The organism is Nonomuraea sp. NPDC049419 (genome assembly GCF_040676995.1).
GTDB classification, from domain to species: domain Bacteria; phylum Actinomycetota; class Actinomycetes; order Streptosporangiales; family Streptosporangiaceae; genus Nonomuraea; species Nonomuraea salmonea.
This window is the reverse complement of sequence record NZ_JBFAQB010000027.1, coordinates 97,578-104,976: the sequence shown is the minus strand read 5'-3', so window position 1 is coordinate 104,976 and position 7,399 is coordinate 97,578. Positions and strand designations below refer to the sequence as shown.

The following is a 7,399-nucleotide window of genomic DNA, read 5'->3' as shown; positions in this document are numbered from 1 at the left end:
TCCGCTGCCTGAAGCGCTACGTCGCTCGAGAACTCCACCGAATCATCACATCAAACGATCAAGAACATGCCGCTTGACATCCATAGGAGCATCCCACCCCGGCCTCGGCACGCCGGAGGCCCGCCGACCGCCTCCGGCCCAGGCCCCAACCGACCCGGGCAGCCCCGGCTCCACAGCCGAGACGCCCAGGCGACCCGCCTCCGGCATCGCCGTGCCACCCGGGGGCGGGCCCGGCTCCGTGACCGAGACGGCCAGGCGACTCACCTGACCAGCCTCCGTCCTGGGATCCGTTCGCCTCGGGCGGTTGCGTTCCGCGAACGAGGCGCCCGCGCGGCCCCGCCTGCCCCGCATCGTGGGTCAGGAGTTCTGGTTGGCGCGGCCTGTCGTGGTCGCGGCGGTGGTCTGCTCGGGCCGTCGCCGTAGGTCGCGGGTCGACAGGGCGATCAGGGCGGCCCACACTCCGCAGTAGAGCCCGAAGACCGCTCCCCCGCGGTCGGTGAAGAGCGCGCCGCCCACCATTCCGACGGCTCCGGCGGCGGCCATGAGGCCGCAGAGCCAGTGACCGGTGACCACGGTCAGGTGCACCCACCTGGCCTTCGCCCGACCGAGGCGGAGCCGGCCGGCCAGCAGGACCGCCATGACGACGAGGCCGGATGCGGCGTTCGCCCACTGGGCCGAAGCGACCTCGCCGGGGCCGTACGCGAGGTAGCTCTCCGGCTGTACCACCGGGCCGCCGGTGACTCCCAGGCGGCCATCGAGGGCGTACGCGATCTTGGAGGCGACGTAGAGGGCGGTCCAGGCGATTCCCACATCAGCGACCTTCATGGGCATCACCCTCCCGATCGCCGTACCCCTCGGGGCTCCCCCGTGCGGGGGATCCCGCTCCCCCGCACGGACGCTCAGAGGTCAGGGGACAGCAGCACCTCGGCGCCGGCGGGGACGTATCCGGCGGCCAGGAAGGCCCGTACGCTCGCCGCGTTCCCCGGCGCGACCTGGGCCCACACCGGACCGGGCGCCAGATGCCGGGCGGCGGCGGCCAGCGACCGGCCCAGCCCCCGGCCCCGATGGCCGGGCTCGACCTCGACCGCCACCTCCCACCGCCCGCCCACGCCCCGTCCGACGGTCAGCAGCCCCCCGGGGGCGGTCCAGACGCGTACGTCGTCACGGTAGCGGCGGGCCCGCGCCACCCTCGGGTGCCCGCTGTCGCGCAGTTCCTCCAGCGGGAGCGGCGCGCGCCCCGGCAGCGGAGCGGCGACGGCGAGCAGGTCGTGGCTGCCGGCGGCCCGGCCGGTCAGGGCGGCCAGCTCCTGCAGGAACGGCGGCCCGAGCGGCGCGGACAGGTCACCAGGGAGCAGCCGCTCACGGATCCAGGCATGATCGACGTCGGCGAAGACCACGGCGTGCGCGGTGAAGGAGAGCACCCCGAGGTCGCGCGCCGACGGCTGCGCCACGATGGTCACACCGCCGTCCGCAGCAGGAAAACGGCCGTCCTCAGCATCGCGAAGCACCTCTGCCAACGTCGTCATGAGCCGCCATGATGACACGCGCCCCCGCCCACCCCATCGCCCACCCCATCGCCCACCCCACCGCCGCCCTCACCGCCGCCGCCCTCACCGCCGCCCTCACCAGCGGAGACGACCACGGTCGGGCCGGGCAGCCGCGGGATCGGCCGGGCGGCCGGGGGCGTGAAGGCGCGCTCGGCTTCAGCGCCGCAGCCAGGGTCGGCGGTTTGTCGGGGGTTTGGACGTGGGGCGGGGTTTGGACGTCGGGCGGTGGTTTTGCCGGGGGGCGGGGTCCTGTTGATCAATTACGGGGTGTGGCGGGCCGCCCTACCACAAGATCGCTACGTATAGTGATGGCCGATGTCACTTCGTGATTACAGGGGGAGATCATGAGAAGTAGCCTCGTGGCCGCCGGCGGCGCGCTGCTCATCACGGCAGCGGTGTTCGGAACGGCCGGCTCTGCGGCCGCCGACATCTGGTCCGACCACAGCTGGAACGAGCACCCGAGGGCGTGCGGGCTCGTCCTGAACGACGACAGCACCTACCACCACATCACCAAGCACGGCGTCTTCGCCGGTACGCGCGACGCCGACGCCTGCAAGAACAGCCACAAGCACCACTGGGGCTGGGACGACGACGACGCGGACGACGACGACTGAGTCAAGCTGATGGCCGCCGCCGCCCGGGACACCCCGGGCGGCGGCGCGCCGTTTCCCGCCCCCGCGGAACGCCGATAGCCTGTGCCGATGCGACTGGGTGTGAACGTCCCGAACTTCGGTCCCGGCACCGACCCCGAGGTCCTGCGCCGCTGGGCGCTGACCGTCGAAGGGCTCGGCTACGACCTGCTCATGGTCTCCGACCACGTGGTGATCACCCCTGACGTGGCCGAGCAATATCCGGCGCCGTTCTACGACCCGTTCACCACCCTCGCCTGGCTGGCGGGCAGCACGACCCGGCTCACGTTCGGCACCACGGTCCTGATCGTCCCCTACCGTCACCCGCTGCTGATCGCCCGCATGGCGGCCAATCTCCACGACCTGAGCGGCGGCCGGTTCGTGCTGGGCGTGGGCGCCGGGTGGGCGCGGCAGGAGTTCGAGGCGCTCGGGGTGGCGTACGAGCGGCGCGGCCGGCTGACCGACGAGCACCTGACGGCGATCAGGGCGGCCTGGGCCGACGAGGCCGACTACCGGTCCGGTGGGGTGCCGATCTGGGTGGGCGGCGGCAGCGGCGCGGCCCTGCGAAGGACGGTGCGGTTCGGCCAGGCGTGGCATCCGCTGCGGATGACGCTGCCGTGGCTGCGCGAGCGGTGGGCCACCCTCCAGGAGGTCGCCGCCGCCGAGGAGCTGCCGGTGCCGGCCCTGGCGCCGCGCATCCTGCTGCGCGTCACGGGCACGCCGGTGACGGGCGACGAGCGGCTCCTCGGCGAGGGCACGATCGAGCAGGTCACCGAGGACCTCGAGCAGCTGCGGGAGATGGGCGCGGAGACGGTGGTGCTCGACCCGTTCTTCGAGGACCCGGCCGAGACCCTGCGCCCCGAGGCGGCCTGGGAGATGCTGGCCGCCGTCGCCGGCAGGTTTCAGAAGTAGGGGCCGTCAGCGGCAGGCGAGCGCCTGGGTGCGATGGGGGTCGGCGTAGCCGCCGCCCGCCGCTGGCAGCTCGGCGTGGCTGCCCTGGTCGCCGGCTCCCGCTGAGGCTCTGCCAGGAGAACCGCGGATAGGAGCCGGTCACGACACCCCCGAGATCGCCGGACAGGACGATCCTCACACGCCGGCGACCCCCACTTCAAGCAAGATATTCGGCTATGAATGAATGTTCGCGGAGAGGGTCGTGAGCGCGGTGGCCAGCTGGGGGTCCGCCTCCGCCAGTGCGGCTCGCAGGGTCTCCTCGTACGTGCGGCCCGCCTCGGCGTGGCGGGCCTTGCCGGCCTCGGTGACGACGGCGTAGACGCCGCGCTTGTCGTCGGGGCACAGGTCGCGGTAGGCGAGGTCGGCCGCGTTCAGCCGGGCCACCAGGCGGGTCACCGAGCTCTGGTTGAGCCCCAGCTTGTCGGCGAGCTCCTGCATGCGCAGCTCGCTGCTCGGCGAGGCGGCGAGATGGCCGAGCGCGCGGAACTCGGACAGGCCGACCCCGTGCCTGCGCTGCAGCGCGGTGGCGAGCCTGCTTTCGATGTGGGAGTGCAGCAGGAGGACCTGCTGCCAGGTGTCGGTGATGGACGGCTCGGTCGCCGTGTCGGTCATGCGGGGGCCCCTTCGTCCGGGACATCGGCTTGACATGACAATACATGTACATGCAACATACTACTCATTACTTGCACGTACATACATATAGGAGGAGCCGTGGCGTGGGTCTATCTGCTCATCGCGTCCGTCTTCGAAGTCGTCTTCGCCCTGGCCACCAACGCCACCGAGGGGTTCACCCAGCTGTGGCCCTCGCTGCTCACGGCCGTCGCGGCGGCCGGCGGGATCTTCTTCCTGAGCCTGGCGCTGAAGACCCTGGACGTCGGCGTCGGCTACACCGTCTGGACCGGCATCGGCTCGGTCGGCACCGTCGTGCTCGGCACCCTGATCTTCGGTGAGGAGATGAGCGCCTGGAAGGCCCTCGCCTTCGTCCTGATCATCGGCGGCGTGCTGGGGCTCAAGCTCTCCGACCGCCTGACCACCGCCTGACCACCCGCCTGATCTCATCCCATAGGAGCTGCACCATGGCCTGGATCTATCTGTCCGTCGCGATCGTCTTCGAGATCGCCTTCGCCCTCGGCACCAACGCCACCAAGGGCTTCACCCGGCTCTGGCCGTCGGTCTTCACGCTGCTGGCCGCGGCCGGCGGCATCTTCACGCTCAGCCTGGCGCTGAAGACCCTGGACGTCGGCGTCGGCTACACGATCTGGACCGGTCTCGGCTCGGTCGGGACGGTGATCCTCGGCGCCCTCATCTACAAGGAGAAGATCACGCCGGCCAAGCTGGGCTCGTTCGTCGCCATCATCGGCGGCGTCGCGCTGCTCAAGCTCACCTCGGGGATCTGAGCGGTTGCGGCCGCTGTTAGCCTTATGCCGTAAAGAATTGTCCGTACGGGGAGTTCCGCGTTGGTCGTCTACGCAGGCCAGGGTGACGCGCGACGGTCGATGGCGCTGCTGTGGCGCAGCGGCGAACCCGGCGAGGCGCGGCCGGGCCCCAAACCGGGGCTGAGCGTCGACGCGATCGTGGACGCCGCGATCGAGGTGGCCGACAGCGAGGGCATGGCGGCGCTGTCGATGCGCAAGGTGGGCGAGCGGCTGGGCCGCACGGGCATGGCGCTCTACACGTACGTGCCGAGCAAGGGCGAGCTGGTCGACCTCATGTACGACCGCGCCCTGGCCGAGCTGCCCGCCTCCTACGACCTCGACGCCGGCTGGCGCGCGGCCCTGACGGCGTGGGCCGAGCAGACGCTCGCCTTCTACCTGCGTCACCCCTGGATGTTGCAGGTGTCGCAGGCGCGTCCCGTGCTGGGGCCGAACGAGTTCGCGCTGCTGGAGAGCCTGGTGTCGGTCCTGCGCGGCACCGGGCTCGGGCCGCGCAGGGTGCGCGGGATGGTGGCGCTGCTGTTCGACTTCGTCAGGGGCGCCGCCGCGACGGTCGCCGAGTCGCGTCAGGCGGCGACGGCGACCGGGGTGTCCGACGAGGAGTGGTGGCAGGCGCGCGCGTCGCTGCTCGAGGAGGTCGCACCAGGGTTCGCGGGCCGGTTCCCGCAGGTGCGCTGGGTCGAGTCCGACGACTCCGAGCCCGTCGGCGACGAGCCTTACCTGGAGCATCGGGTGAGCGAGACGTTCTCGATCGGGCTGACGGTCCTGCTCGACGGCATCGAGACGGCGGCGAAGGCCGCGAGCCGTCAGCCGCTGTGAAACAGCCCCGCGGCGAAGGGAAGACGAGCCCGGGGTCATCGTCAGCGCGGGTGCCGGTTCGTCAGCGCGGAGTCAGGCGGGAGGTGAGTTCGGCGGTGCCGGGGACGAACCAGATGTGGTGGCCGCTGTTGCACTCCTCGACCCAGGCGCGCAGCGCGGAGCTGGCCTCCAGATGGCGGGAGATGTCGCCGACGATCGACAGGCCGATGCGGTAGTTGACGAACTTCTGCGCGATCTCCCCCGCCACGCCGGTGCTGAGCGTGAAGAAGGCGGCGGGCAGCCGGTCGGCGGGGACGGCGACCCAGGTGGCGCCGCTCGACCACGCCTCGCCGATGAGGTCGAGCACGTCGCGGACCTCGGCCAGGGGCGGGCCGTCGTAGGAGTGGACGTCGGGCATGGGGATCCTTCCGGGTGGTCATGGGCGGACGAGGGCGTCGATGATCCGCAGCACCTGGGCGGTCTCCTCCAGCCCGCCGAGTACGACGACCTTCAGCTGCCGCCGCCGCTCGTCGTAGGCGAACTCGACGCGCAGCCCGCTCCGCTCGGCCGACAGGGCGCCGAGGACCATGGTGCTGACGCGGTCCATCGCGGCCCGGTCGATGCCGTCGATCTGGACGATGCTGGTCGCCTCCGCGTGGCGCGGGCTCGGGGGTGGTTCGGCGGGCAGCCCGGTGAAGGCCGCAAGGTCGTCTCTGGCGATGCGGTATTGCTTGCCGATGCGTGCGGCGGGCAGGCGGCCGTCGCGGATGTAGCCGCGCACGGTCTTGACATGCAGACCGAGAAGGCCGGCCACCTGATCCACGGTGTAGTGCTCCATATCGTTCCCCATTATGCAGGATGATGGGGAGTGACAGGGAACGACTAGGCGTGTGCGCCGACCGTGACAGTGCCGATGGTCAGGCGGGGCGCTGCCTCCAAGACGGCTCCCAGGCGCTGCACCTGCTCGTCCAGCTCGCGGGCCTGGGCCGGGGTGAGGTCGCGCAGCGGCTCGACCGTGACGTCCACCGCGCGGCCCTTGCGCCGCTGGTGCCAGACGCCGCTCACCTGCCCGTCCACCAGCAGCACGGGGAAGTTGCCGGCCTGCCCGCCGGCCAGCGCCCGCTCCGCCGCGGCCCCGGCGTAGAGCAGCTCGCGGGGGCGGCCGGCGACCACGTACGCGTCGAAGTACGGCAGCAGCCGCACCCCGCGAGGCGGCTCGTCGGGCAACTCGGTGTCGTCCGCGAGCAGCCAGGCCCGCTGCCCCTCCAGCCGCACCTCCGCCGGCTCGACCCTTGCGAACGCCTCCGCCGCCCACGTCACAGGGCCGCCCGCCCATTGGGCGAACTGTGCGGGCGTGGCCGGCCCATACGCCGTCAAAAAGGCCCTGACCAGCCAGGCGGCCCCGTCAGTCGCAGGGCCGGCGGCGAGTGGGGCGGCGGTGTAGGTGACCTTGCGGCCACGGCCCGCACCGAAGACGAACGCGCCCCGGTGCGCCGCCAGCCCCATCACCTGCCGCCAGCGCGGCCACCACCCTTGGAACGCCGGCATGACCGGCTCGCCCGCCCACGGTCCTGTCGCGGCGACGACGGCCTCGCTCAGCTCGTCGATGGTCAGCTCGGCCCCGGCCACCGCGTCGCGGATGGCGGCGATGACCTGCTCGATCTGCTCGGGCGTCATCCTGATGGAGGCGGGCGCCCGGTCCGCGTACGGGATCGACGACATGGCGGCGACCCAGAGCGGCAGGTCGCGGGCAGGCAGCAGGTGCACGGTGCCGCGCGGCCCGTGCGTCTTGACGAGGCCCGCCCCCACCGCCGCCCGCACGCCGGTCCGCGTGACGCCGTCGAGCCGCAGCCCGATCGACGTCTCGGCGGCGGACATCACCTGGGCGTGCGCCCCGCACATGGCGGCCACCACCTCGGCGGGCTCCGCCCGCATGGGGGCGGTGAGCCCCGCGCGGGCCAGCCGGCGGGCGCTCACCTGCGGCCAGGTCAGTTCGATCATGCACTCCTCCTCGGTCAGGCGACCACCCTAGGAGGCATTG

General features: G+C 72.1%; 11 protein-coding genes. 5 read left to right on the top strand and 6 right to left on the bottom strand.

Features of this window, described 5'->3' with window-relative positions; translation table 11 throughout:
* Positions 1 to 357 precede the first annotated feature (357 nt).
* Positions 358 to 825, bottom strand: coding sequence for a hypothetical protein (locus AB0K12_RS44005; protein ID WP_364574516.1), 468 nt, complete (start codon positions 823 to 825; stop codon positions 358 to 360).
* Positions 826 to 899: 74 nt separating this feature from the next.
* On the bottom strand, positions 900 to 1,526 hold the full coding sequence (locus AB0K12_RS44000; RefSeq protein ID WP_364574514.1) for a GNAT family N-acetyltransferase: 627 nt from the start codon (positions 1,524 to 1,526) through the stop codon (positions 900 to 902).
* A 365-nt stretch (positions 1,527 to 1,891) separates the two neighbouring features.
* Here AB0K12_RS44000 and AB0K12_RS43995 point away from each other — a divergent pair, with 365 nt between their 5' ends.
* Positions 1,892 to 2,161: a hypothetical protein gene (locus tag AB0K12_RS43995; RefSeq protein ID WP_345404004.1), complete on the top strand. Its 270-nt coding sequence runs from the start codon at positions 1,892 to 1,894 to the stop codon at positions 2,159 to 2,161.
* An 87-nt stretch (positions 2,162 to 2,248) separates the two neighbouring features.
* Positions 2,249 to 3,088, top strand: a complete 840-nt coding sequence (locus AB0K12_RS43990) for an LLM class flavin-dependent oxidoreductase (protein ID WP_364574511.1) — start codon at positions 2,249 to 2,251, stop codon at positions 3,086 to 3,088.
* A gap of 213 nt (positions 3,089 to 3,301) precedes the next feature.
* On the opposite strand, the gene AB0K12_RS43985 is transcribed toward AB0K12_RS43990, so the two are convergent.
* The gene (locus tag AB0K12_RS43985; RefSeq protein WP_364574509.1) at positions 3,302 to 3,739 is read right to left on the bottom strand and encodes a MarR family transcriptional regulator; all 438 of its coding nucleotides are present in this window, start codon (positions 3,737 to 3,739) and stop codon (positions 3,302 to 3,304) included.
* Between the two features lie 99 nt (positions 3,740 to 3,838).
* Here AB0K12_RS43985 and AB0K12_RS43980 point away from each other — a divergent pair, with 99 nt between their 5' ends.
* Genes AB0K12_RS43980 through AB0K12_RS43970 form a run of 3 tightly spaced genes read left to right on the top strand, consistent with a single transcriptional unit; the run spans position 3,839 to position 5,379 of the window.
* Complete coding sequence (locus tag AB0K12_RS43980) at positions 3,839 to 4,168, top strand: multidrug efflux SMR transporter (protein ID WP_364574507.1); 330 nt, start codon at positions 3,839 to 3,841, stop codon at positions 4,166 to 4,168.
* A gap of 35 nt (positions 4,169 to 4,203) precedes the next feature.
* The gene (locus tag AB0K12_RS43975; protein WP_364574505.1) at positions 4,204 to 4,524 is read left to right on the top strand and encodes a multidrug efflux SMR transporter; all 321 of its coding nucleotides are present in this window, start codon (positions 4,204 to 4,206) and stop codon (positions 4,522 to 4,524) included.
* Between the two features lie 60 nt (positions 4,525 to 4,584).
* Positions 4,585 to 5,379 carry a TetR/AcrR family transcriptional regulator gene (locus AB0K12_RS43970; protein ID WP_364574503.1) on the top strand — a complete coding sequence of 265 codons (795 nt, stop codon included), beginning with the start codon at positions 4,585 to 4,587 and terminating at the stop codon, positions 5,377 to 5,379.
* A 61-nt stretch (positions 5,380 to 5,440) separates the two neighbouring features.
* On the opposite strand, the gene AB0K12_RS43965 is transcribed toward AB0K12_RS43970, so the two are convergent.
* The 3 genes from AB0K12_RS43965 to AB0K12_RS43955 are packed head-to-tail and all read right to left on the bottom strand — an operon-like array spanning position 5,441 to position 7,359.
* A complete protein-coding gene (locus tag AB0K12_RS43965; RefSeq protein ID WP_364574501.1) occupies positions 5,441 to 5,776 on the bottom strand; it encodes a DUF4180 domain-containing protein in 336 nt (111 codons plus the stop codon).
* Between the two features lie 18 nt (positions 5,777 to 5,794).
* Complete coding sequence (locus AB0K12_RS43960) at positions 5,795 to 6,196, bottom strand: helix-turn-helix domain-containing protein (RefSeq protein ID WP_364574499.1); 402 nt, start codon at positions 6,194 to 6,196, stop codon at positions 5,795 to 5,797.
* A gap of 44 nt (positions 6,197 to 6,240) precedes the next feature.
* Entirely contained in the window at positions 6,241 to 7,359 is a 1,119-nt protein-coding gene (locus AB0K12_RS43955; RefSeq protein ID WP_364574497.1) for a winged helix DNA-binding domain-containing protein, read from the bottom strand.
* Between the last annotated feature and the right edge of the window lie 40 nt (positions 7,360 to 7,399).

Excerpts from the sequence above, each read along its gene's own strand:
- AB0K12_RS44005 (WP_364574516.1), bottom strand. The coding sequence starts at position 825 with ATGAAGGTCGCTGATGTGGGAATCGCCTGGACCGCCCTCTACGTCGCC.
- AB0K12_RS44000 (WP_364574514.1), bottom strand. The coding sequence starts at position 1,526 with ATGACGACGTTGGCAGAGGTGCTTCGCGATGCTGAGGACGGCCGTTTT.
- AB0K12_RS43995 (WP_345404004.1), top strand. The coding sequence starts at position 1,892 with ATGAGAAGTAGCCTCGTGGCCGCCGGCGGCGCGCTGCTCATCACGGCA.
- AB0K12_RS43990 (WP_364574511.1), top strand. The coding sequence starts at position 2,249 with ATGCGACTGGGTGTGAACGTCCCGAACTTCGGTCCCGGCACCGACCCC.
- AB0K12_RS43985 (WP_364574509.1), bottom strand. The coding sequence starts at position 3,739 with ATGACCGACACGGCGACCGAGCCGTCCATCACCGACACCTGGCAGCAG.
- AB0K12_RS43975 (WP_364574505.1), top strand. The coding sequence starts at position 4,204 with ATGGCCTGGATCTATCTGTCCGTCGCGATCGTCTTCGAGATCGCCTTC.
- AB0K12_RS43965 (WP_364574501.1), bottom strand. The coding sequence starts at position 5,776 with ATGCCCGACGTCCACTCCTACGACGGCCCGCCCCTGGCCGAGGTCCGC.
- AB0K12_RS43960 (WP_364574499.1), bottom strand. The coding sequence starts at position 6,196 with ATGGAGCACTACACCGTGGATCAGGTGGCCGGCCTTCTCGGTCTGCAT.
- AB0K12_RS43955 (WP_364574497.1), bottom strand. The coding sequence starts at position 7,359 with ATGATCGAACTGACCTGGCCGCAGGTGAGCGCCCGCCGGCTGGCCCGC.